General features: G+C 41.9%; 23 protein-coding genes. 6 read left to right on the plus strand and 17 right to left on the minus strand.

The features are described 5' to 3' along the window. Nucleotides 1-22 precede the first annotated feature (22 nt). The 9 genes from lipA to rsfS all read right to left on the minus strand — a co-directional run bounded on the left by lipA (nucleotide 23) and on the right by rsfS (nucleotide 8,614). Entirely contained in the window at nucleotides 23-988 is a 966-nt protein-coding gene (gene lipA / locus SJ312_RS20535) for a lipoyl synthase (RefSeq protein ID WP_004257088.1), read from the minus strand. A 123-nt stretch (nucleotides 989-1,111) separates the two neighbouring features. Continuing rightward, nucleotides 1,112-1,726, minus strand: coding sequence for a lipoyl(octanoyl) transferase LipB (gene lipB, locus SJ312_RS20540; RefSeq protein WP_071585879.1), 615 nt, complete (start codon nucleotides 1,724-1,726; stop codon nucleotides 1,112-1,114). 230 nt (nucleotides 1,727-1,956) lie between these two features. After that, nucleotides 1,957-2,220 (minus strand): DUF493 family protein YbeD, encoded by a 264-nt coding sequence (gene ybeD / locus SJ312_RS20545; RefSeq protein ID WP_004257083.1) that lies wholly within the window; start codon nucleotides 2,218-2,220, stop codon nucleotides 1,957-1,959. Between the two features lie 150 nt (nucleotides 2,221-2,370). Next, the gene (dacA, locus tag SJ312_RS20550) at nucleotides 2,371-3,582 is read right to left on the minus strand and encodes a D-alanyl-D-alanine carboxypeptidase DacA (RefSeq protein WP_094961795.1); all 1,212 of its coding nucleotides are present in this window, start codon (nucleotides 3,580-3,582) and stop codon (nucleotides 2,371-2,373) included. A 172-nt stretch (nucleotides 3,583-3,754) separates the two neighbouring features. Then, entirely contained in the window at nucleotides 3,755-4,729 is a 975-nt protein-coding gene (gene rlpA, locus SJ312_RS20555; RefSeq protein WP_153674171.1) for an endolytic peptidoglycan transglycosylase RlpA, read from the minus strand. Nucleotides 4,730-4,742: 13 nt separating this feature from the next. Next, complete coding sequence (gene mrdB, locus SJ312_RS20560; RefSeq protein ID WP_004257071.1) at nucleotides 4,743-5,855, minus strand: peptidoglycan glycosyltransferase MrdB; 1,113 nt, start codon at nucleotides 5,853-5,855, stop codon at nucleotides 4,743-4,745. 37 nt (nucleotides 5,856-5,892) lie between these two features. Continuing rightward, nucleotides 5,893-7,782 (minus strand): peptidoglycan DD-transpeptidase MrdA, encoded by a 1,890-nt coding sequence (gene mrdA, locus SJ312_RS20565; RefSeq protein ID WP_004257068.1) that lies wholly within the window; start codon nucleotides 7,780-7,782, stop codon nucleotides 5,893-5,895. Between the two features lie 32 nt (nucleotides 7,783-7,814). Beyond that, nucleotides 7,815-8,285 carry a 23S rRNA (pseudouridine(1915)-N(3))-methyltransferase RlmH gene (gene rlmH / locus SJ312_RS20570; RefSeq protein ID WP_036957956.1) on the minus strand — a complete coding sequence of 157 codons (471 nt, stop codon included), beginning with the start codon at nucleotides 8,283-8,285 and terminating at the stop codon, nucleotides 7,815-7,817. 2 nt (nucleotides 8,286-8,287) lie between these two features. Further along, entirely contained in the window at nucleotides 8,288-8,614 is a 327-nt protein-coding gene (gene rsfS, locus SJ312_RS20575; RefSeq protein WP_004257063.1) for a ribosome silencing factor, read from the minus strand. Between the two features lie 263 nt (nucleotides 8,615-8,877). Between rsfS and SJ312_RS20580 the strand changes: the two genes are divergently transcribed. After that, a complete protein-coding gene (locus SJ312_RS20580; protein WP_165880270.1) occupies nucleotides 8,878-9,600 on the plus strand; it encodes a YbgA family protein in 723 nt (240 codons plus the stop codon). On the opposite strand, the gene nadD is transcribed toward SJ312_RS20580, so the two are convergent. The 8 genes from nadD to SJ312_RS20620 form a co-directional block, all read right to left on the minus strand. Next, on the minus strand, nucleotides 9,591-10,256 hold the full coding sequence (nadD, locus tag SJ312_RS20585) for a nicotinate-nucleotide adenylyltransferase (protein ID WP_094961798.1): 666 nt from the start codon (nucleotides 10,254-10,256) through the stop codon (nucleotides 9,591-9,593). The two genes, SJ312_RS20580 and nadD, sit on opposite strands and share 10 nt — an antisense overlap. Then, on the minus strand, nucleotides 10,249-11,280 hold the full coding sequence (holA, locus tag SJ312_RS20590) for a DNA polymerase III subunit delta (protein ID WP_165880272.1): 1,032 nt from the start codon (nucleotides 11,278-11,280) through the stop codon (nucleotides 10,249-10,251). Before holA ends, nadD begins: the two co-directional genes overlap by 8 nt. Beyond that, a complete protein-coding gene (gene lptE / locus SJ312_RS20595) occupies nucleotides 11,280-11,819 on the minus strand; it encodes an LPS assembly lipoprotein LptE (protein WP_096864959.1) in 540 nt (179 codons plus the stop codon). The genes holA and lptE overlap by 1 nt, the downstream gene beginning before the upstream one ends. Nucleotides 11,820-11,849: 30 nt before the next feature. Further along, complete coding sequence (gene leuS / locus SJ312_RS20600) at nucleotides 11,850-14,432, minus strand: leucine--tRNA ligase (protein WP_319868299.1); 2,583 nt, start codon at nucleotides 14,430-14,432, stop codon at nucleotides 11,850-11,852. 313 nt (nucleotides 14,433-14,745) lie between these two features. Then, complete coding sequence (locus SJ312_RS20605) at nucleotides 14,746-15,471, minus strand: amino acid ABC transporter ATP-binding protein (RefSeq protein ID WP_004257041.1); 726 nt, start codon at nucleotides 15,469-15,471, stop codon at nucleotides 14,746-14,748. Further along, nucleotides 15,468-16,145 carry a glutamate/aspartate ABC transporter permease GltK gene (gene gltK / locus SJ312_RS20610; protein ID WP_036958176.1) on the minus strand — a complete coding sequence of 226 codons (678 nt, stop codon included), beginning with the start codon at nucleotides 16,143-16,145 and terminating at the stop codon, nucleotides 15,468-15,470. Before gltK ends, SJ312_RS20605 begins: the two co-directional genes overlap by 4 nt. A gap of 4 nt (nucleotides 16,146-16,149) precedes the next feature. After that, on the minus strand, nucleotides 16,150-16,890 hold the full coding sequence (locus SJ312_RS20615) for an amino acid ABC transporter permease (RefSeq protein ID WP_004257036.1): 741 nt from the start codon (nucleotides 16,888-16,890) through the stop codon (nucleotides 16,150-16,152). A 115-nt stretch (nucleotides 16,891-17,005) separates the two neighbouring features. After that, nucleotides 17,006-17,899, minus strand: a complete 894-nt coding sequence (locus tag SJ312_RS20620) for an amino acid ABC transporter substrate-binding protein (RefSeq protein WP_319868301.1) — start codon at nucleotides 17,897-17,899, stop codon at nucleotides 17,006-17,008. Nucleotides 17,900-18,479: 580 nt separating this feature from the next. On the opposite strand from SJ312_RS20620, the gene SJ312_RS20625 reads away from it, so the two are divergent. From SJ312_RS20625 to SJ312_RS20645, 5 genes are all read left to right on the plus strand, one after another. Next, complete coding sequence (locus SJ312_RS20625) at nucleotides 18,480-18,890, plus strand: metal resistance protein (RefSeq protein ID WP_096864958.1); 411 nt, start codon at nucleotides 18,480-18,482, stop codon at nucleotides 18,888-18,890. A gap of 48 nt (nucleotides 18,891-18,938) precedes the next feature. Beyond that, complete coding sequence (locus tag SJ312_RS20630; protein ID WP_165880276.1) at nucleotides 18,939-21,011, plus strand: protein-disulfide reductase DsbD family protein; 2,073 nt, start codon at nucleotides 18,939-18,941, stop codon at nucleotides 21,009-21,011. Continuing rightward, a complete protein-coding gene (locus SJ312_RS20635) occupies nucleotides 21,008-21,739 on the plus strand; it encodes a DsbA family protein (RefSeq protein ID WP_004257016.1) in 732 nt (243 codons plus the stop codon). Before SJ312_RS20630 ends, SJ312_RS20635 begins: the two co-directional genes overlap by 4 nt. 435 nt (nucleotides 21,740-22,174) lie before the next feature. Further along, nucleotides 22,175-22,675, plus strand: coding sequence for a redoxin domain-containing protein (locus tag SJ312_RS20640; protein WP_110591315.1), 501 nt, complete (start codon nucleotides 22,175-22,177; stop codon nucleotides 22,673-22,675). A gap of 110 nt (nucleotides 22,676-22,785) precedes the next feature. After that, nucleotides 22,786-23,313 carry a protein K gene (locus tag SJ312_RS20645; RefSeq protein WP_096864955.1) on the plus strand — a complete coding sequence of 176 codons (528 nt, stop codon included), beginning with the start codon at nucleotides 22,786-22,788 and terminating at the stop codon, nucleotides 23,311-23,313. Nucleotides 23,314-23,345: the final 32 nt, after the last annotated feature.

The raw sequence follows: 23,345 nt of genomic DNA on the forward strand, positions 1-23,345 counted from the left end.
TCTATAAATTAAACAGTTGAGGTTATTTAACTTCTTCGCCTTTAGCTTGTAAATCGGCATGATAAGAAGAGCGAACGAATGGTCCACAGGCTGCGTGAGTGAAGCCCATTGCCATGGCTTCTTCTTTCATTTCATCGAACTCAGCAGGGCTGACATAGCGTTTGACGGGTAAGTGATGGCGACTTGGTTGTAAGTATTGGCCTAGTGTAAGCATCGTTACACCATGACGACGTAAGTCGCGCATAACCTCGATAATTTCTTCATTGGTTTCACCAAGACCGACCATTAACCCCGATTTAGTTGGGATATTTGGATGTGCTTCTTTAAATTTTTCGAGTAATTTTAAAGACCATTCATAGTTAGCGCCAGGGCGAACTTGGCGGTAAACACGTGGCACATTTTCAAGATTATGGTTAAACACATCAGGTGGTGTTGCGGTTAAAATCTCTAATGCGCGATCCATACGGCCGCGGAAGTCAGGAACCAGCGTTTCAATTTTAATTGATGGGCTTTTTTCACGAATAGCACTAATGCAATCAGCAAAATGCTGTGCTCCGCCATCACGTAGGTCATCACGGTCAACAGACGTAATGACGACATAGCGTAGTGCCATATCTTTAATAGTTTGCGCTAATTTTTCGGGTTCGTTGGCATCTGGTGCATTTGGGCGACCATGGGCAACATCACAGAATGGGCAGCGGCGGGTACAAATAGCCCCCAAAATCATAAAGGTCGCGGTACCATGGTTAAAACACTCAGAAAGGTTAGGGCATGATGCCTCTTCACATACAGAGTGTAAGCCATTTTTGCGCATGGCTGCTTTAATGCCTTGAATACGAGTGGAATCAGCAGGAAGCCTAATTTTCATCCAGTCAGGTTTACGTAGAATTTCTTCTCGTTCAGTCACAACGTTTTTGACAGGAATCAGCGCCATTTTGTCGGCGTCACGATATTTAATTCCGCGTTCTATCTGAATTGGTTTACTCATAATATGACGGTTCCAGTTATCTTTTATGCTGATGGATAAGTGATAATTCTAAATAAAACCGAATGGAGACTGTTATCCATTCATTAAAATATTTTTTAAAAATGTTAAAAAATTATAGCATTATTATTGAACAATATGAAATCCTAGTGTGTCACAGAATTGGCGAATTAGCACAGGCTGAACATCGGAAACTGATACTTTGGGAGCAAGATTACTCATTTGAGTCATCTTTAATTCACTGTAACCACAAGGATTAATACGATTAAAGGGTTCAAGATCCATATCAATATTCAATGCGAGCCCATGAAAAGAACAGCCTTTCCTTATGCGTAATCCGAGGGAGCAAATTTTGTCGCCATTAACATAGACACCGGGAGCATCAGGGCGAGGATACGCTGCAATATTAAAATGGGCAAGGGTATTTACGACGGTATTTTCTAATGCGGTAACTAGCTCACGAACACCAATTTTATTGCGTTTTAGATCGAGCATAACATACATCACTTGTTGCCCTGGCCCATGATAGGTAACTTGGCCGCCTCTATCACTTTGGATAACAGGGATATCACCAGGGGCAAGAACGTGCTCCGCTTTTCCGGCTTGGCCTTGGGTAAATACGCGAGGATGTTCAACTAGCCAAATTTCATCATGGGTTTCTGGCGTACGGTGTTCTGTGAATTGGTGCATCGCATCAGAAACAGTTTGATAAGGAGCAAGGCCAAGTTGGCGTATGGTTATACATCTATCTGACAAAATTTAGGTGTCCACGTTGTCTTTATCGTTGCGGGCAGTATAACGCCTATGTTTGCCATACTTCAAGTTAACATACGACTGGATGCTTGCATAAAATGTGATTTAGATTGGAAACAAATGTTATTTAGAAGTGAATATATTGCATTTTAACGTAGGGCATAAAAATGAAAAAGGCCGAATAACAGTAGACTATTCGGCCTTTGATAACTTGTTGTTTAAAGTACAACTTTCACTAACTCTAATGCACCTAACTCAGTATACAAGGTTTCAACTTGTTCAATATGAGTTGCATTGATAGTAATAGAAACTGAGTGATAATTGCCTTTGCTACTTGGTTTTACGTCTGGGCTATAGTCACCTGGCGCATGACGCTGTACCACTTCAATCACTTGATCAACCAGTTCAGGCTGTGCCAAGCCCATCACTTTGTAGGTTAATGGGCATGGGAACTCAAGCAGTTCACCTAATTTCGTTTTCATGGGCACTCCTAATTTTTAAATTGGGCTGCTGGCTGAAAAAGATTGGCTGGTATTAAACCAGCCAATGAGATGTATTCATCCAACAAACATTTCGGTACTTATCTATTTCGATATTTACTATATGGGGACGACTTATTTTAGTTTCAAGTCTTAACCAAACCAGCGATGAAAGAGTAATTTTATGTAGTCAATTAACCGACTGAAAAAACCACCTTCTTCAACATCTTTTAACACTGCTAAAGGGTGCTGTTCGATGATTTTACCATCAAGTTGGAAGCTAATTGTCCCTACTTGTTGGCCTTTGGTTAATGGTGCTTCTAGTTCAGTTGTCGTTAATTCATAGCTGGCTTTTAAATCTTTTAAGCGGCCTCGTGGGATAGTGAGGTATAAATCTTCGGTCACACCTAATTTTACTTCATTTTCATCACCAAACCAGACTGGCACACTGGCAAAATCCACATTGGCTTGTAATGGTTTAACGGTTTCATAAAAGCGGAAACCGTAAGTGAGTAATTTTTTACTTTCGGCATCACGGCCTTTGCTACTTTTCCCCCCCATAACAACGGAGATCAGGCGCATGTCACCTTCAGTTGCTGATGCGACAAGGTTATAGCCCGCGGCATTAGTATGGCCTGTTTTGATGCCATCAACAGCTAAGCTCTTATCCCACAACAGCCCATTGCGGTTTGTTTGACGGATGTTGTTAAAGGTAAACTCTTTCTCTTTATAAATTGCGTATTCTTCAGGCACATCACGTACTAGCGCTTGCCCAATAAGAGCCATATCACGTGCTGAACTATATTGGCCCTCAGCATCTAACCCATGAACAGTTTGAAAATGGGTATTTTTCAGCCCTAATTTGTTCACGTAACCATTCATTAGCTGAACAAAGTTGGCTTGGTCACCCGCAATATAGTCGGCCATTGCAACACAGGCATCATTACCTGATTGCAAGTTAATGCCACGAGTTAACTGAGAAACGCTAACACGATCGCCTGGTTTTAAGAACATCAATGATGAGCCTTTAAATACTGGGTTACCAGTAGCCCACGCATCATTTCCAACCGTGACAATATCATTTTCACCAATTTTGCCTGACTTAATTGCCTGACCGATAACATAGCTGGTCATCATTTTTGTCAAACTCGCCGGATCACGGCGTTGGTCAGCATTACTTTCAGCGAGAACTTTGCCTGAATTATAATCAATTAAGATATAAGCTTCTGCATCAATAGCGGGCGCTGCAGGAATTGATGTATTTGGGAAGGTTTCATTAGCGTTCGCAATGTTAGCAGTCATAAGAAGGAGTGCGGAACCCAGCACAGTATGACGCACGATGCGTGATGGAGCGACATTATTCATGGTTTTACCATTACATCCGAAATTCGGTTAACACAAGGAGGCGCAGTTTAGCAAAAGAACGGGATAAGAAAAAAGTGACTTTTGCGCTGTACCAATGATTTTTTTGTCAGTTGAATATTGCCTGTATTTAGGTTGCCCAAAATATGATTGAGCAACCTAAAGTTACATAGCTCTATGGTGCAACGACCATTGACGATTGGTTTTTTTCAGACTGTAAACGGCCTTGAACCTCAACAGCTTGTTGTCTTGTACTAAATGGCCCTAGCTGTACTCGGTAAATACCATTATAGGGTTGTAGACGGCCTGGAACATTAAATTGTGTTTTCAACTCATTCAGCATATTTTGCGCGTTGGCTTGGCTACTAATGGCACCAGCTTGAACAAGAAAACCACGCTCTGGAACCGGTTCTTCAGCTATAATGGCTGCAGGTGGCGGTGTTGGTGTTTGCAGGTTCATGTCTGGCATAGTAGGCTGCATCGGTTCTTTGGGCTGCTGAACTGGCAATGTATTTTCCGGAGTTGGCAAGTTTTCCATCACAGGGGTGCCCATTGGGCCAGAACCTAATTGTGGGCGTCCCGGTAAAGCATAGCTCTGTTTCACAAAGTTAGAACCTACTGTTCCTGTCCCTGATAAGGAGCCATCTTGGGCAACTTGAATGGCATCAATTTTAATTTTTGTCGTAGGCATTAAATTCAGGCGGTCAGCGGTAGCTCTTGAAACAGCAATACTTTTACCTGGAACATAAGGCCCGCGGTCATTAACACGAACAACCATCATGCGGCCATTCATCATATTGGTGATACGTACATAACTTGGGATTGGCAAAGTCGGGTGAGCCGCTGTTAATTCCACTGGGTTAACGCGTTCCCCAATCGCAGTCATATTACCTGCAGACTCAGCACCATAAATGGATGCATAACCCACTTGGCTAAATTGTGATGGGTCACGTACGATTTGGTATTGTTGACCATTACGTGAGTAATCATTATTTGCGGTTGGATGATACGGCTCATAATGAGGCTCTGCACCTAATACATCTTGAGTGGGTACATTGGTTGGCACTTGGGCTGGTTGTTTAACTTCATCTGTCACACAGCCACTGAGTAGCGCGGCTGTGACGCCAAGCATTATCCATTGTAAACGCATACTAAGCCTCATTTTATAAACTTTTAGAAAGGAATTTTCGGTGTGTATGTATCGACATGATAATACCGAATCCAGCCATTAAAACAATCAATGCGGAGCCCCCATAACTCACTAAAGGGAGGGGGACACCAACCACAGGTAATATACCACTGACCATACCGATATTCACAAATACATAGACAAAAAGGATTAAGATCAAGCCGCCAACCATAACTCGACCAAAGGTGTTTTGTGCGCTAGCAGCAATATAAAGCCCGCGAATAATCAGTAAAAGGTATAGGCCAAGTAAAATGAGCACCCCAACTAAGCCAAGTTCCTCTGCTAACACAGCAAAAATAAAGTCGGTATGTCTTTCTGGCAAAAATTCAAGCTGTGATTGCGTGCCATGTAGCCAACCTTTCCCCATTAACCCACCAGAACCAATTGCAATTTTTGACTGGATAATATGGTAACCAGCCCCTAATGGGTCAGTTTCTGGGTCTAATAACATCATGACACGGGCTCTTTGGTAGCCATGCATTAAAAAGAACCACAGCAGGGGAATGAAGGCCGCGAGCGCAATCGCTGCAACAGTAATAAGCCGCCAACTCATTCCTGCAAGGAACAAAACGAACAAGCCTGAAGCTGCAACTAAAATTGAAGTACCAAGGTCTGGTTGCGCCGCCACCAATAATGTGGGTACAAAAATCAATACTAGTGCAATTACGGTATTTTTGAATGAAGGAGGGCATAGGTCTCGGTTCATAAAACGAGCGACCATTAAAGGGACTGCAATTTTTGCAATTTCAGAGGGTTGGAACCGAATGAACCCTAAGTCTAGCCAACGCTGAGCCCCTTTACTTATCTGCCCAAAGACATCAACAAAAACCAGTAAAATAACGCAGAAGATAAACAGGTGAGGCGCCCAATTTTCATACATTCTAGGGGGGATCTGCGCCATCACTATCATGACGACGAAGCCTGTCGCTATCTGCCCTAATTTACGCTCCATCATTTCAGGATCTTGGCCGCTGGCACTCCACATAATAAATGCGCTGTATGCAAGCAACGCGATAATAATTAGCAGCATAGGCACATCTATATGCAGACGTGTGGATAACGAAATTTTTTTCTTATCGTCTGTCATATTCTTTATAGCTCATTGTTATTCATAGAATTGCGCATCAGCGATCTTCTCCTGCATTGGTTGCTGACACTGCGACTTCGGTTCGGTTATCACCAAGAAGAACGTGGTCAAATATTTGCCGCACAATATCACCGACTGCTGGGCCTACGCCCCCATTTTCTAAAATAATCGCAACGGCAATAGTGGGTTTATCATACGGAGCATAAGCAATCATTAACTTGTGGTCGCGCAAGTGCTCTGCCAGCTTACTGGCATTATAGGTTTCATAGCTGAAGACTTGTGCGGTACCGGATTTCGCAGCTGCTTTATATGGTGTACCAATGAAACTACGGCGGCCAGTACCATTCGGGGCATTGGCTACACCGTACATTCCATGCTTAGCTAGTTCCCAAAAACCTGAGTTAATATCGCCGATTTGTTTGGTTTCTTTGTCTTCATAAGGCACCATGGCATTACCCAACTTTGTGCCGTAGAGTAAATGAGGGGTCTTAACTTGACCATCATTTATTAATGTCATCAATGCTTTTGACATTTGAATTGGAGTTGCTGTCCAATAGCCTTGTCCTATCCCAACAGGGATCGTATCACCTTGATACCAAGGTTTTTTATAGCGTTTTTGTTTCCATTCACGGGTTGGCATTATGCCAGAACGCTCTTCAGCCAGGTCAATACCCGTATAATCGCCAAAACCAAAACGGCTCATCCATTCAGAAATACGATCAATTCCCATATCATAAGCGACTTGGTAGAAGAAGGTATCCGCAGATTCAATAATGGATTTCGATACGTTAAGTTTACCGTGTCCCCAACGCTTCCAGTCGCGGTAGCGTTTTTCTGAACCCGGTAATTGCCACCAACCAGGATCAAAAATAGTCGTATTTGGCGTGATTACTTTTTCACTCAATGCGGCGACAGAAATAAAGGGTTTTACTGTTGATGCAGGGGGGTAAAGCCCTTGAGTTGTCCGGTTAATCAACGGCCTATCAGGGTTATTTAATAACGCTTGATAATCTTTATTTGAGATACCGTTAACAAACAAGTTAGAGTCATAACTTGGATTAGACACCAGAGCCAAAATTTCGCCATTACGTGGGTCAGTGACCACAACGGCAGCACGGCTAGTGGTTAACAGTTTTTCGATATAAATCTGTAATTCGAGATCAATGGTAAGGTAGATATCCCGACCAGCTTGCGGTGGTTGTTCATGAAGTTGGCGAATAACACGACCACGGCTATTCACTTCAACTTCTTCATAACCTGTTTTGCCGTGTAAGATGTCTTCATAATAACGTTCAATACCTAATTTACCGATATCGTGGCTAGCGGCATAATTGGGTAATAAACCTTCTTTATCAAGACGTTCAACATCTTTGTCATTAATTTTTGCCACATAGCCAATCACATGGGTTAGTGCAGAACCGTATGGGTAAGAACGACGTTGGTAGCTTTTGACCTCTAAACCAGGAAAACGGTACTGGTTAACAGCAAAACGAGCGACTTGGACTTCGTTAAGCTGTGTTTTTAGTGCAATAGAGGTAAACCGACGTGAGCGCTTACGCTCTTTTTCAAAATTAGTGATGTCTTCGTCAGTTAAATCGACCACACTACGAAGATTATCTAAGGTTTCTTGTAGATTACTGACTTTTTCGGGCACGATTTCTAACTGGTAAAACGTGCTATTAAGTGCGAGTTGGGTTCCTCGGCGGTCATAAATAATCCCACGGCTTGGTGCAATAGGCACCAATTTGATTCTGTTATCGTTTGACCGCGTTTGGTAATCTTCATGACGGACAATTTGTAAGTGATACAAATTCGTCACAAGAATAGACGTTAAAATGACAATCACACCGAAGGCGATAAGCGCTCGGCGGATAAACAAAACTGATTCAGCGGTATGGTCGCGAAAAGGGGTGCGTTGTGTTTTCATCCCATTGCCATTTTGAACATATTTAAACCTGACTATTCCCTGTGATAAGGGTGGTTAGTCGTAATACTCCATGCGCGATAAAGACTTTCAGCAACAAGGACACGAACCAGTGGATGGGGCAGCGTAAGCGGTGAAAGCGACCAGCTTTGCTCCGCGGCTGCTTTGCAAGCGGGTGAAAGACCCTCGGGACCACCGATTAATAAACTAACATTACGGCCATCTTGTTTCCATTTATCGAGCTGTACGGCAAGTTTTGGGGTATCCCAACGATCCCCTGGAATATCCAAAGTGACGATGCGATTTCCTTTACCTACAGCTGCGAGCATTAATTCGCCTTCTTTTTCTAGAATGCGCTTTATATCTGCATTTTTCCCGCGTTTTCCTGCTGGAATTTCCGTTAATTCAAATGGCATATCTTTAGGAAAACGGTGGAGGTAATCCATAAAGCCGGTCTGGACCCAGTCCGGCATTTTTGTTCCAACGGCGATGAGCTGTAATTTCAAACTCAGCTCCAAAGCTTTTCTAATTCATACATACGACGACTTTCTTCTTGCATAATATGAACAATGGCATCGCCAAGGTCGACGACAATCCAATCAGAAATGCCTTGCCCTTCAACACCCAATGGCATTAAACCATTTTTGCGGCAAGCTTCGATTAATCTGTCAGCGACTGACATCAAATGGCGGCTTGATGTCCCTGTACAGATGATCATCTGATCGGTAATACTTGATTTCCCTTGAACATCGATAGTAATGATATCTTCTGCTTTAGCATCATCAAGCTGATCGATAATAAATTGTTGGAGTTCAGTTCCTTGCAAAAGGTTCACCTTTTATTCAAATAAACAGAATATCACGTTAAACACTGTTTGTAGTTTGTAGATAAAATAATGGCTGATAACGAATCAAACACATTAACAGCCTTGTTATTTTACCCTAGATTTTAAGAAAAATCGGCTAAATTATTTTTTATTCATTGTGGAGTGAAATTTATAGGGATATCCGTACATTTGAGCAAGAAGTTTGTGTTAACTTTACAAAATAACTCTAGAAACTGTACTCCTGAAAAACATTTTAGGATGAGATAGGTATTATGCAAATAATTAAGCCAAAAGTTTTTATATTTGAAGGGATTAATCATCTTCCTGTTAATATTCATCGACAAGTGAGTTCCATGGTTGAATTTATGACGGATTTTTCCCATGAGGACAGGCAAAACAAAGTTAATGGTATTATTTGCTTTGGGCAGCAACTCCCTGAATTACAGGGGCTATTCCCTGCTAACATTCCAATATTAACCAGTAATAAACTACAAGATACAACGTTCTGGGACTGCTTTTTGACGAAATTGTATACGTTACAAAGGTTAGATGGCTTATACAACGAGTTAACACATCACAACATTATTCAATTTCATAGCTGCCACAAATATCTCATCATGGCGTATTCCCCTGTTGGCTATCAGTATACAGGGCGTTTAGTGGCGAGTATTAAAAGCAGTACCGACCTCGTGTGTTTTTTTAATCAATATAAAGCTTGTTTAATGGAAATATTGGCGACAGTGCCAGCAAGAAATACGGAAGTTAATGCGCTGAGCCATATGCAAGGTTATTTCAAACACAAAGCCACGAAGGATGAGAAAAAACGCTTATTATGGCTGATTAACGACTATTTAGCGGGGAATTTACCGTTAAACAGGCCGTTAGAGATGATGAAACAATTGCTTATTCAATACCCAGACAACTATTTAATAGAGCAAGTCATTTTTGAGCCATATCCGAATAGTTGTTCAATAAGGGAGCTCCCTTATTGCTGATAAAGGTGATGTTGATGAATATATTGCAGAACTGCATCTGGAATTAAATCGTGACAAGAGTCGCCTGAATTTAATTTTTCGCGGATCTCTGTTGCTGAGATATTTACCAGTGGAGTATCTCCAATAAAAATATACCCATTCGCCACTTGGTTTAAGGCAATAGGGTCTGTTGTTTGATGTTCTAACAGCCAGTTTTGCATTTTAGGATCGGCAAACTGTGTGGCATATCCCGGTCGGGAACAAACCAATAAATGGCAGTTATCAAGTATCCGCTCCCAGCCGTACCATTTATTAATCGATAATAAGGAATCTTGACCAATAATAAACGCCAGAGGTTTTTCTGGCCCAATTTCTTGGCGTAATTCAACCAGTGTTTCTATCGTGTAAGAAGGGCTATTTTTCTCTAATTCACGTGTATCGATAGCAAATAAAGGCGCATTTTGAATTGCGAGTTTCACCATTTCTAAACGTTGTGATGGCGTCGCTTCTGGTTGTGGGCGATGGGGGGGAACGTGGTTAGGTAACAAGATAACTTTTTCGAGCCCAACTTGTTGAGCAAGTGCTTGCACTGGACGTAAATGGCCAAAGTGAATGGGGTCGAACGTCCCACCGAATAATGCGAGCAAGTTATGCTGTTTTGAAAATGAGTTACTCATGAATAAAATTCTCTGCAAATGCTTTACCACATAATAGCATAGACAGTGACTGCAGGTCAGGCCATGGAGAATGGCTAAAATCTTGTTTAATATTGATTTCTGCTTGCGTTAATAACATTAATGCAGATTGTAATTGATGCAATGTTAAACGTTGTAAGGCTTCAGTGAGCACACCTCGGCGGTTTTGCCACACTTTGTGTTGATCAAATAATGTCTTTAACGCGGTTGTTGCAGACTGGCGTTTTAATGTAATAAGCAACATTAGATCGCGTTGGATTGATCGCAATAAAATAACAGGCTCAATATCTTCTTGCTGCAATTGCTCTAAAATATGCCATGAACGGCGGGATTTACCCGCCAATAGGGCATCAACCCAATGGTAGGGAGTAAAATGCGCAGAGTCATTAACGGCACTCTCAACCCGAGGATAGGTGAGTTTACCATCTGGATAAAGAAGAGACAGCCGCTCAAGTGCTTGCGCCAAACCAAGTAAATTCCCTTCATAACAGTAACAAAGTAGCTGGTTAGCTTCGGTTTCTAACGAAAGCCGCATACTGTAGGCGCGTTTAGAAACCCATTGTGGTAACCGCTGATATTCAGGCGTTAGGCAGCTGATATAAATAGCATCTTGGCTAATTGCTTTAAACCAAGCACTGTTTTCTTGTGCTTTAGTGAGCTTATGACCACGTAACACAAGAAGGAGGTCTGAATGCAGTAATTGCGCCAGTTGGTTCAGCTTTTCAGCCATGGCGGCATTAGGACCATTTTCAGGCAACAACAGCGTGAGAGTTTGACGGCTAGCAAATAGGCTGAGAGCTTGGCAGAGGCTAAAAATCTCATCCCAATCAGTATGTTGCTCTAGAGAAAACGAAAAATGCTCTTCAAAGCCTTGCTCTTGTGCCGCTTTGCGGATGGCATCTTGGCTTTCTTGAAGAAGAAGGGGCTCATTGCCCCAAATTAAATAGCGGCCTCTTAGAGACTCTTGTAACGAAGAGGCCAGCTGTTCAGGGTAGATACGTGTCATTATGGTTGAGTATTCGTATCAGCCGCTTGGTTTTTTGCTTTTTCAAGTTCTGCTGAATGAACAAGCAATAATTTACGCACGATATTGCGTGCAGCTTGTTCTTGCATTTCTTGCCTTACAATTTCTTTTTCAGCATCTTTCGCCAGTGCTTCTAAAGGGTTGTCGAAGAAAGTGCGTTCAACACGGCTTTGTAAAGGATAGATAGCACCATCAGGCATTAACACTTGCACATTCATTACCAGTGTTAATTGTTTCTCTGCCGCTTTACCATCTTGATAAACGGACACAGTTTCAGTGTTCTCATTAGAACTCAGAACTTTCAAAATGGGAACACCGGCTCTTCCAGTTTCGAGAATGGTCACATTATTGAGCCGCAGTTGTTCCCTAAGCGCCCTTGTAAGGTAGCCATATGGATCACTTGAACTTAGTTGCAAAGTTCTCAGTTCCTCAGGAATTTGTGTTGTTCCTTGAAGACGAAAACCGCAACCTGCGGTGACTAGCACCGCCAGGCTCAAAAATAAAGTTATCAGATAACGCACCTGGCCTCCTTATCAGCCAACAACCTAATATTAACCTACAACAAGGTTTAGCAATTTGCCTGGGACATAGATTACTTTGCGTATGCCGACACCTTCAAGGTATTTCGCTACGCTCGGTTCATTTTTTGCCATATCTAGGACAAATTCTTGGTTTGCATCAGCCGGAACGGTGATACGACCACGAACCTTACCATTAACTTGAACGACAACCAGTTTGGTATCGTCAATCATGGCTTTTTCATCAGCAACAGGCCATTGTGCGAAATCGATGTCTGTTTGGTGACCGAGCGCTTTCCACATTTCAAAGCAAGCGTGTGGAATGATTGGTGATAACATCAGCGTGATAGCCTCAAGAGACTCTTGGACTAATGCACGGTCTTGTTCCGTTTCTTGTGGTGCACGAACTAATTTGTTCATGAATTCCATGATAGCAGCAATAGCAGTGTTGAATGCATAACGACGGCTGAAATCATCAGAGACTTTCGCGATTGTTTTGTGCAGATCACGACGTAAGTCTTTTTGTTCAGGTGTTAATGTGCTGATATTTAAAGGTGAAGTTGCACCTTTTTGTGAGTGCTCGTGTACTAAACGCCAAACGCGACGAACGAAGCGGTTAGCACCTTCAACGCTGGATTCTTGCCACTCAAGGGTTAACTCTGGTGGTGCAGCAAACATCATAAATAGGCGAACGGTATCCGCACCGTATTTTTCGACCATTAATTGTGGGTCAATACCGTTGTTTTTCGACTTAGACATTTTGCTCATACCAGTATACACCAGTTCATGGCCTTCATTATCTACGGCTTTAATAATACGGTTTTTGTCGTCACGTTCAACAATGGCGTCTGCTGGAGAAACCCAAACACGCTGACCATCGCTGCCCGTATAATAGAATGCATCAGCAAGCACCATGCCTTGGCACAGTAAGCGTTTTGCTGGTTCATCTGAGTTGACTAACCCTGCATCACGCATCAACTTATGGAAGAAGCGGAAATACATTAAGTGCATGATGGCATGTTCGATACCACCAATATATTGGTCAACCGGTAACCAGTAGTTTGCTGCCTCGGGGTCTAACATGCCGTCGTCATATTGCGGGCAGGTATAACGTGCATAGTACCAAGAAGATTCCATAAAGGTATCGAAGGTATCGGTTTCACGTAATGCAGGTTGACCGTTAATGGTCATTTTTGCCCACTCAGGGTCAGCTTTAATTGGGCTGGTAATGCCGTTCATCACGACATCTTCTGGCAAAATGACAGGTAACTGGTCTTCAGGAACAGGAACGACAGTACCATCTTCCAATGTTGCCATTGGGATTGGTGCCCCCCAGTAACGTTGACGTGAAACACCCCAGTCACGTAAGCGGTAGTTTACTTTACGTTGACCTGCACCTAGTGCGACAAGTTTATCTGAAATGGCATTGAAGCCAGCTTGGTGGTCTAATCCACTGAATTCAGCTGAGTTAATCAGTGCATTTTTTTCGGTCATCGCTTCTTGGGATAAATCAGGCTCATTGCCATCAGCATCGGCAATAACTGCTTTGATGGGTAAGTTATATTTGTGAGCGAATTCCCAGTCACGTTGGTCATGGGCAGGAACGGCCATAACAGCACCAGTACCGTATTCCATTAAAACAAAGTTAGCGACCCAAATTGGCAGCTTTTCTTGGGTTAATGGATGAATAACGAATAAACCGGTTGCCATACCTTTTTTATCCATGGTTGCCATATCTGCTTCCGCAGTTTTGGTATTACGGCACTCATCAATAAATTGGGCTAATTTAGGGTTATTTGTCGCGGCTTCTTTAGCCAGAGGGTGACCTGCTGCAACAGCCACATAAGTTGCCCCCATAAAAGTATCAGGGCGAGTGGTATAGACTGTTAAGGTTTCATCACGGTCTGCAACATTGAACGTGATCTCAGTCCCTTCGGAACGACCGATCCAGTTGCGCTGCATGGTTTTGACTTGCTCTGGCCAGTCATCTAATTTGTCAAGGTCGTTGAGCAGCTCTTCTGCGTAGTCGGTAATTTTAATAAACCACTGTGGGATTTCTTTGCGCTCAACAGGGGTGTCACAACGCCAGCAGCAGCCATCAACCACTTGTTCATTCGCCAAAACAGTTAAGTCATGTGGGCACCAGTTAACCGCAGAGGTTTTTTTGTACACTAAACCTTTTTCATACAATTTAGTGAAGAACCATTGTTCCCAACGGTAATATTCAGGGGTACAAGTCGTGACTTCGCGATCCCAATCGTAACAGAAACCGAGCATTTTCAGCTGGTTTTTCATGTAATCGATATTGGCATAAGTCCAAGGCGCAGGAGCAGTATTATTTTTAACCGCAGCACCTTCAGCAGGCAGACCAAACGCATCCCAACCAATTGGTTGGAGAACGTTTTTCCCCAACAAACGTTGGTAACGAGAGATAACGTCACCCATGGTGTAGTTACGTACGTGGCCCATGTGTAGTCGACCAGAAGGGTAAGGTAGCATGGACAGGCAGTAGTATTTTTCTTTGCTGTTGTCTTCAGTCACTTTGAAAGTTGCTTTTTCATCCCAGTGACGCTGTACTTTAGGCTCTATATCTTCTGGACGATATTGTTCTTGCATGGCACCGATAATCCTATGGTGAATAAATGCTACATCTGTAGCGTGAATGTCTTTCTTAATTAAGATCGCATAGCATAGCGGATCTACACCGAAAACAACAATAGTTGATTAGCTGAACCTACGAGGGAGGCTGGATATTGCTTTTCGGGGAACGGATCAGGATATTTTACGCTGATAACCAAACAACTTAACTAAAAAGTTTGTTAAATGGTAGTGGTTTATTGATCTATTTCGAATTCAGGTTGTTGCTGTTGATTTATTTGCTAATAGCACCGTGATAAGACGAGGGAGCTAATGAGCTCCCTCTCGAATATTAATGGAGGATTTTTGCGAGAAAATCTTTTGCACGGTCAGATTGTGGGTTAGCAAAAAAGTCTTCTTTTTTACTGTCTTCAACTATCTTGCCTTCATCCATAAAAATAACACGATTAGCCACTTTCTTGGCGAATCCCATTTCATGGGTAACCACCATCATGGTCATGCCTTCATTGGCTAATTCAACCATAACATCAAGCACTTCGTTGATCATTTCTGGGTCTAGCGCTGAAGTAGGTTCATCAAATAGCATAGCGATAGGGTCCATACACAGTGCTCGAGCGATAGCGACACGCTGTTGTTGCCCACCTGAAAGCTGAGCTGGAAATTTATTGGCATGGCTGGATAAACCTACGCGTTCCAATAATTTCAAACCTTTTGCTTCCGCTTCTTTTTTATCGCGGTTTAATACCTTAACTTGCGCTAATGTCAAATTTTCAATAATCGACAAATGAGGAAATAGCTCGAAGTGTTGGAATACCATCCCAACTTTAGAGCGAAGTTTTGCAAGGTCAGTTTTTTTGTTATTAACTTGAATATCATTCACAAAAATCTCACCCTGTTGAATCGGCTCTAAACCATTCACTGTTTTTATTAATGTGGATTTACCAGAACCAGATGGCCCGCACACAACCACAACCTCACCTTTTTTAACTTCAGTTGTGCAGTCTGTAAGCACCTGAAATTGGCCATACCATTTGGATACATTTTTCAGGGTTATCATGAAACAGTCCTTTTCTTAAGATAATTCACTAACATAGAAGCGCCAAAACTGACAATAAAGTACACCAGACCCGCAAACAGTACCATCTCTACTTGTGTCCCATCACGCTCACCAATATTGGTGGCGGTACGGAAAAAGTCTGTCAAACTGAGCACATACACGAGGGATGAGTCTTGGAACAGCACAATCCCTTGAGTCAACAATAACGGCACCATGGCTTTAAAGGCTTGCGGTAACACCACGAGCCGCATAGTTTGCATATTTGTCATTCCCAAAGCTAACGCCGCAGAAGCTTGTCCTCGTGAAATACTTTGAATACCAGCACGAATAATCTCAGAGTAATAGGCCGCTTCAAAAAGAGAGAAGGCTATCATTGCAGAAATTAAACGAATATCATTTTTTGGTGATAAGCCTAGAACATTTTGTAATAAGCTAGGCACAATTAAGTAGAACCACAGCAAAACCATGACTAGTGGAATGGAGCGAAATGTATTCACATACAAGGCAGCAAACCAGCTAATGGGTTTGAATGTGGATAACCGCATCACAGCAAGGACAGTACCCCACAAAATCCCCACCACTATCGCGGTCAGTGTAATTTTCGCGGTGACAATAAAGCCATCGATTAAAAAGGGCATACTCGGAGCAATTGAGCTCCAGTCAAATTCATACATCATTTTACCGCCCTCCAAGAGTGCCAGGTAAGCGAACTTTGCGCTCTAATAACGTCATCAGAATCATGATAATGACGTTAATACCGACATAAGCTAACGTAATTGCGGTAAAGGATTCCCATGCGTGAGCAGAATAGTCCAATAGCTTTCCTGCTTGTGCTGCCATATCGACTAAGCCAATGGTTGACGCAATGGCTGAGTTTTTAACCAAGTTCAACATTTCTGACGTCATTGGTGGCAAAATAACCCGATAGGCATTGGGTAATAGAACGTAGCGATAGGTTTGTGGCAAAGTCAGCCCCATTGCGAGTGCGGCACTTTTTTGCCCTCTAGGTAGTGACTGAATGGCTGCGCGCACTTGCTCAGTCATCCGCGCTGCGGTGAATAACCCAAGGCAAAGCATTGAGGAAATAAAGAATTGATAGTTAGGATCTAAATCCATTTTAAACCAATCCCCGATTGAACGCGGGAGAAGTTCTGGAATAACTAAATACCAAGTAAAAAATTGTACAATAAGCGGCACGTTACGGAATAATTCTACGTATGCGGTACCTAAAAAAGCTAAAAAACGGTTAGGTACTGTACGTAAAATACCGAAGAATGAACCGACTAGAAATGCAATAATCCAAGCGCAAATAGAAAGTGTTACGGTGACTTCGAGGCCAGATATTAACCACCCTAAGTAGGTGGTATTCCCAAATGGGGCTTCCTGAAGGAAAATCCCCCAATTCCAGTTAATAGACATGATATTGACTTCCTGTGGGCAATGTAATTCCCGAATACTGTCGTAAGAGAGGATGCAAGGCGGGGAACGACCGCCTTGCAATTCTTACTTCAGTAATACCCTGTTTGTCTTTTTATTAGTTTAATGCTTTGTCATTTGGTTCTTTAAATAAGGCTTTCATTTCATCGGACAAAGTAAATTTCAGGTTCAGATTTTTTGGTGGAATAGGCTGATTGAACCAGCGGTCAAAGGATTTCTCTGCGACCCCCGAGGTCTGTGCTTTCGCAATGGTTTCGTCGATAAGCGCTTTAAATTGAGGGTCATCTTTACGCAACATACAGCCATAAGCTTCTTCAGTTTGCGGTTTGCCAACGATTTCCCAGATATCCGGTTTTTTCGCTTTTGCTCGCTCACCCGCTAACAATGCATCATCCATCATAAAGGCAACAGCACGGCCTGACTCCAAGGTACGGAATGAGTCACCATGGTCTTTCGCGCTGATAATGCGCATTTTCATATTTATTTCATCATTCAACTGATTCAACAGAATTTCAGAAGTCGTACCTGAGGTCACGACAACATTTTTACCAGCTAAGTCAGCAAAGTCTTTTACACCGGAATCACCTTTGGTGAGTAAGCGTGTCCCGACCACAAAGATAGTGTTAGAGAAAGCCGCTTGTTTTTGTCTTTCTACGTTATTGGTTGTTGAACCACATTCAAAATCAAATGTGCCATTTTGCAGGAGTGGAATACGGTTTTGTGATGTAATGGGAATGAGTTTGACTTGCAGATCAGGCATGTTTAATTTTTTCTTCACTGCATCAACAATGGCATTTGAATAATCCTGCGAGTAACCAACCACTTTCTGGCTATTATCATAGTAAGAGAACGGTACGGATGATTCACGATGACCAACAACTATTACACCGTTGTCTTTGATTTTTTTCAGAGTGCCGTTTAATTCTTCTGCTTGGACTGCGCAGGTTGCACCTAAAATCATCATCGATAATACAAGTTTACTTATACGCATAATTACAACTCCTTTAGAACATCGGTGTAAACCCGTTGTAATTTTAAGGGGTCATCACGAGATAACACCTGAATTACTGTGGTTTTGTAGTGTTGTGTTTGCAAATGTTTCGCAGATTTAGACAATACCGCGATTATCCGCTATATGTTTTATTGTTGTTAAAAAGTAATTAAATTTGTTAATTAATGAAAACAAATTGTTTCAATTTCGGGAGCTGTCTCGCATATTATTTGGGTAATTTTTGAATTACCGCACTAACATGGTGATTTGCCACTTAATATTGTCCTAAACTGATAGTCACGCACTGTTAAGGTGCAATCTATCTTCGTTTCATGTCATATATTGGATAAAGCAATTTACGTGCCTAGTTTTGATGGAACTGCATTTTTGTTCATTGGGAAGAGAATAATATTTGTAAAGTTAGCTGATGACACTTGTACGGAATATTTTGCTGTGTAAGATGTAACCTCTATTTAACTTATAGACGGTGTAACGGTATTAATCAAAGACTGGTTTTTATCGTTATGGTTATCAAAGTCGCATAATTAGTATTATTTCAGGAAGTTATACCAAGGTGCGCATGAACAGGCATTTAAAATTAGGTAAAGGATTAGTGATATTCGCCTGTCTGATGGTATTGATTTGTATGAATCAACGCGCCGTCGGAGAGCGTCTGCTCGCCAATTTTTTTGTGCCAGATGTCTTAGCTCAAGTGCAAATTAATACTGGAGCTAACCTTTCCTATATCGAACAATCACAAGTAAAACAAGGTGATGGCAGTAGTACACATCTTTCTAGTTGTGAACTGAGCGCCAAGTCATTAATGACTTTGTTACCTGCTGTGCTTGAACCATTCTTCTTTATGTTCCTTACTTTGGCTGCGCTAACTTTATTTTGTACTAATCTATTTATATCTAGAGCAAATAATGAAGAGAAACATGCCCCTCCAAGAGTCAGAAGACACTTACAATTTTGTAATCTTCGGAATTAACACACAACGAATAGGGATTCGTTTGTGTAATTTATTCTGGAGGAAACAATGCGTTTTTTAATTAATTCATTTTTTATATTTTTTGCACTATTTTCGAGCAGTTTATACGCTGCAGATACGGGGTGGTTGCAACCTGCGAATACGGGGTGGATGAATGACAACACTCCACGGCATGCGCAGGTCAGGTTATTAAGTTCAGCACAGGAAAATGGCAAAATTGAGGTTTTGCTTGATGTGAAACTTGATGAGGGATGGAAAACCTATTGGCGCTCGCCAGGCGAAGGCGGAGTAGCGCCTGAAATCGTATGGTCGTCACCTGTTGAATCAACGGATTGGCAATGGCCAACACCAGGGCGCTTTGATGTCGCGGGTGTTTCAACTCAAGGTTATATGGGCGATGTGGTTTTCCCCATAACAGTAACAAGTAATGAGAAGTTGGACAAACTGGCAGGAACGTTAACATTATCAACATGTAGTAATGTTTGTATTTTAACCGATTACCCATTTGAGCTCGATTTAACAGAACCTGTTCCTGCTGACTTTACTTGGGCGTTTAACCAAGCCAAAGGTGCGGTTCCACCATCAAGTGGTTTAGTTGAGCAAACCAAAGTTGGTTTTGCTAATGATAAGCTAATCATTGAATTACAAAAAAACACAGGGAACTCGTGGGAACAACCGAACATCTTCACTGATGTGGTTGAAGGGGCGGCGTTAGGCGTACCTGTAATAGAAACATCAGGAGAACATTTAACAGCAACAATAGATGTTGGTGATGATTGGGGGGGCGAGTCTCCTGATTTAACCGGAAAAACCATTTCTTTTGTGGTTTCTGATGGTGACATTTCCCAGCAAATTAGCCATCAAGTTAGCACATTTACTGGCACAATAGCGTCAAAAGTGAGCGGTGCTTCTTTATGGCAAGTAGTGTTATTTGCACTTTTAGGTGGCTTGATCCTTAATCTAATGCCATGCGTTCTTCCTGTACTCGCCATGAAACTGGGCTCAGTCTTAATGGTTCCGCAAGGTGAGCAGAAAACCATTCGTCGTCAATTTTTACTGTCTTCTTCAGGGATTTTGGTTTCCTTCTGGTTACTCGCCTTACTGATGACCTTACTGCGGGTCGGTCAGCAAGCCGTTGGCTGGGGTATTCAGTTCCAAAACCCGTGGTTTATCGGCTTTATGGTGGTGGTAACGGCGTTATTTACTGCAAATTTATTTGGTTTATTCGAAATCAACCTTGGCAGTAAGGCTAATACACGCTTGGCGACCGCAGGTGGTCATGGCAATAGTGGTCATTTCTGGCAAGGGGTATTCGCGACATTGTTGGCAACGCCTTGTTCTGCACCATTTTTGGGCACAGCCGTGGCCTTTGCACTGGCAGCGCCAATGGAAGAGTTGTGGTTGATCTTCACGGCATTAGGTGTCGGAATGAGTTTGCCTTGGCTATTAATTGCCGCTTTTCCTGCTATTGCGAGGTTGTTACCAAAACCGGGTATGTGGATGCTCAAATTGCGTGCAATACTTGGAGTCATGATGCTAGTTTCCAGCTTATGGCTAATTAGCTTATTAATTCCGCATTTTGGTGTCTCTACTTCGACCGTGATTGCTGTCATTTTCTTAGTGTTATTAGTGGTCTTTATCGCGATAAAACGTGGTGTAAGGGCGGCTATCTTGCCATTTATATTATTTGCCGTTTTTGCTGGTGGATTTGTTTGGATGACGCAAGAACAGCACTCTGGTAGCCGCTCTCTCGTTAAAGATACGGTGAATTGGCAACCGCTAACTGAACAGGCAATTAATGATGCGTTAGCGGATAATAAACGCGTATTTATTGATGTTACCGCGGAATGGTGCGTAACCTGTAAGGCAAATAAATATAATGTATTGCTAAGAGATGATATCCAACAGCTGCTTAGTGAACCCGATGTTGTTGCTTTACGGGGTGATTGGACGAAACCTTCACCTGAAATTACTGCATTTTTACAAAAACGTGGGCAGGTCGCTGTTCCATTTAATCAAATCTATGGCCCAAATTTGGCCGAAGGCGAAATACTTTCAACGATACTTGATCGTGAATCGCTAATATCCGTTATGAATCAGGCCAAAGGAGCCACAAAATGAAAAAAACAATTTTAGCTGTTTTATTTTCGTCACTAATGATTGGGTCAGTAGCACAGGCGGCACCTTTGAGTGCAGACCAAGAAGCACAAGTGCGTAAATTAGTGCGTGATACTTTGGTTGAAAACCCAGAAATTCTCGAAGAAGCTATCGTTGCCTTGCAAGCCAAACAAGGGGAAAAACAACAAGCCCAAATGAAAGAAACGTTAAAAGCGGAGCACGATGCTTTATTCAATGACCCAACCAGCCCGCGTATCGGTAAAAAAGATGCCAAGTTAGTTTTAGTTAACTTTACTGATTTTAACTGCCCATTCTGTAAGCGTTTCGACCCTCAACTGATGGATATTGTGAAAAAATATCCAAATGATGTGGCAGTGGTAATCAAATATTTACCATTTAAAGGCCAAACATCAATGGATTCAGCTCAGTTAACCATGACACTGTGGCAAGAAGACCCGAAAGCATTTGAAGCTTTACACCATAAATTTATGCAAAAACAGGGCATGCTATCAGATGCAAATATCAAAGATGCTCTCAAAGCCACTGGCAACGATAAGCTAAAAGCGAGTGATAAGAGCCGCGATGGTATTCGTACCAATATGATATTGGCAGAAAAATTGGGTGTGAATGGAACGCCAGCAACATTGGTGGGTGATGAAATGATCCCAGGTGCTATTGATGCACAGCAGTTTGAGGCGGTAGTGAAGGAGCAGCTCGCTAAGCTCAAATAATCCTCGTCATACTTCGCGCTGTGGCGTTGTTGGCTTCGCTTACTAACCCTAGTCACATACTTATGTATGCTCCTAGGGCTTAGTTTCACTCGCCGCCTAGCCTCAACACGAATTATTTAGAGGATAGATTGTGCCTCGTCATACTTCGCGCTGCAGCGTTGTTGGCTGCTCTCGACTACGTGGGTCACATACTTGTGTATGCACCCCACGATAGTCTCGTTTGCCGCCTAGCCACAACGCGAATTATTTAGAGGATAAAGATTAAATAATCCAAACTCTAGAATTAGAGGATAAAGATTAAACAATCCAAACTCTAAAATTAGAGGATAGGAAAAAAATATTTAATTAAATGCTAAAGCATTCATTTTAAGTGGATGTTTTGGTTTCTTACATCTTTGATTTGTACTATTTGATAACAAATAGGTAAGTAACTATATGAATAAAATAAAAAAGTGGTCTAAAGAAATTATTGTTTTGGCAATTATTTTATTTATTGCCTTTACGGTGATGGATTTATGGCGCAAACCACAAACCCTTGCGCCCGTATTATTGGAGCAGCACACTCTAGTGAATGGTGAGAGCGTTTCATTAGCTGAGTTAAGTAAAGAAAAACCGATTCTAGTGTATTTTTGGGCAACTTGGTGTGGGGTATGTAATTTGACTTCGCCAACGGTATCAGAGTTAAGCCAATCAGGTATGCCAATTATTTCGATCGCGATACGTTCAGGTGAAACATCTCGCTTAATCAAGGGAATGGAAAACAAGGAATTAACGTTTCCTGTGATTAACGATACCAGCGGTCAGCTTTCCAATGCGGTTGGGGTCAGCGCAACTCCCACATTTATGGTAATTGATAACGGTGAATTAGTTAGCTTTACATCGGGTTGGACTAGCTCTTATGGTCTAAAAATGCGTATGTGGTTGGCATCCTTTTAACTTTCCACCATCCCCTTTGACCTAAAAAAGGGGACTTTTCTGCCTATAAGTTTAATTTATCATTATGGTAAACTCATTCGGCTATATAAATAATAAAATAGGTGAATGGGATGGCTATGTTTAAAAAAGTGGTTGGATTATTTTTAGGCGCGGTATTAATCACGGGATGCTCCCCTGATGTGGAAGAAAAAACGACAACTAAAGAACCATCAGGAACAATAGAAAATTCAAAAATAGAACAGCGTTATGATGAAATAAAAGCTAATTCAACAGAAGATAAAATCAATGCGTTTAATGCAAAAGGAGATGATGACCCAACGATGTTACGGGGCATTTTTCTATCTGACATGGCGGAATCATTGCCTATGCTGATTGATGACGTAACACTATTGACGGAAGTGACTGCTAAAAATGGCATGTTATTTTACCAATACACTATCAAAGGGATCCCTGACAATATATTGGAAGGTGATAGCTGGCAGCAAAATATGCGTGAGATTTTAAATCGCAACTATTGCGGTAAAAATGCAGGTATGGATATTTTGCATGAAATGTTTCCCGAAGGCATTACGCATAATTATCATAAGTCTAACAAACTCATTTTTACCTATATTGTTACCCCTGCAATTTGCCAATAGCATTCATTGGAATGCCTGATAATATTTGTTTA

The sequence above is a fragment of the Providencia sp. CIM-Carb-044 genome (assembly GCF_033901115.1).
GTDB lineage: Bacteria > Pseudomonadota > Gammaproteobacteria > Enterobacterales > Enterobacteriaceae > Providencia > Providencia hangzhouensis.